1 protein-coding gene is annotated in these 1,396 nt (G+C 70.0%); it reads right to left on the bottom strand.

Going from position 1 to position 1,396, the window contains the following annotated elements:
* Positions 1-110 precede the first annotated feature (110 nt).
* Positions 111-1,154 carry an NAD(P)-dependent alcohol dehydrogenase gene (locus NON22_RS24330; RefSeq protein WP_257389565.1) on the bottom strand — a complete coding sequence of 348 codons (1,044 nt, stop codon included), beginning with the start codon at positions 1,152-1,154 and terminating at the stop codon, positions 111-113.
* Positions 1,155-1,396: the final 242 nt, after the last annotated feature.

Below are 1,396 nucleotides of genomic sequence, written 5' to 3' on the forward strand. Positions count from 1 at the left end.
TGCCGCGGTGCCGCGGCGGCCCGGAGCGGACGCTCGGCGAGGACGCCGGCGCCCCCCCACGGTCCCGGCGCAGCGCCGGTCGCATCCGCGGCCGGCGCTGCCGAGGGCGCTCAGGCCAGAGTCGCCATGTCGATGACGAAGCGGTAGCGCACGTCGCTCGCGGCGATGCGTTCGTAGGCCTTGTTGACGTCGGCCATCGCGACCGTCTCGATGTCGGCGACGATGCCGTGTTCGCCGCAGAAGTCGAGCATCTCCTGCGTCTCCTTGATCGAGCCGATCATCGAGCCGGCCAGGGTGCGCCGGTGCGGGATCAGCGAGAACGCATGCACCGGCACCGGCTGCTCGGGCGCGCCGACGACGACGAAAGTGCCGTCGAGCTTGAGCAGCCCCAGATAGGCGTTCCAGTCGATGGCCGAGGACACGGTGCAGATGATCAGGTCGAACTGGCCGGCGAGCGCCGTGAACGTGGCCGCGTCGCTCGTCGCATGGTAGTGCGACGCGCCGAGCCGCAGGCCGTCCTCGCGCTTGGCCAGCGACTGGCTCAGCACCGTGACTTCGGCGCCCATCGCATGCGCGAGCTTGACGCCCATGTGGCCGAGCCCGCCCATGCCGACGATCGCGACCTTCTTGCCCGGACCCGCCTGCCAATGCCGCAGCGGCGAATACAGGGTGATGCCGGCGCAGAGCAGCGGCGCGGCCGCATCCAGCGGCAGGTTGTCCGGAATGGCCAGCACGTAGCCTTCCTTGACCACGATCGAATCCGAGTAGCCGCCGTAGGTCGGCGTGGTGCTGCCCGGCTCGAAGCCGCTGTAGGTCAGCACGAGGCCGGGCAGGTACTGCTCGTGGTCGACGTCGCGCTGCGCGCAGGTCGTGCACGAATCGACGAAGCAGCCGACGCCGACGCGATCGCCGGGCTTGAACTTCGTGACGTTCTTGCCGACCGCCGTGACGACGCCGGCGATCTCGTGGCCCGGCACGAGCGGAAAGACGCTGTTGCCCCAGCCGTTGTCGACCATGTGGATATCGGAATGACAGATGCCGCAATAGCGGATCGCGATGACGACGTCGTCGTCGTTCGGTTCGCGGCGCTGGAACGTGAACGGCGCGAGCGGCGCCTTCGCGGCAGCCGCCGCATAACCCTTGGCAATGGCCATGTACGAATCCCTGGCAGGTGAATGGGATCCGCATCATGGCGGCGCGCGCGCGAGGAGCGGTAGCGCAGAGGTGCGCGGTTCTTGCCTGATCCTGCACGGCGGCCGGACGCGGCGCCGCATTCGCGCCGCGTCGCCGGAACCGGCCGCGGAGCGAAATCCGCGGCCGGCCGGCGGCCGCGCCTCCGCGCGGCGTCGCCGTGGTTGCCGGCGCTAGTCGCGCACGATCGCATCCAGCGATTCGA

It is taken from the genome of Tahibacter caeni (genome assembly GCF_024609805.1).
Classification (GTDB): Bacteria; Pseudomonadota; Gammaproteobacteria; order Xanthomonadales; family Rhodanobacteraceae; genus Tahibacter; species Tahibacter caeni.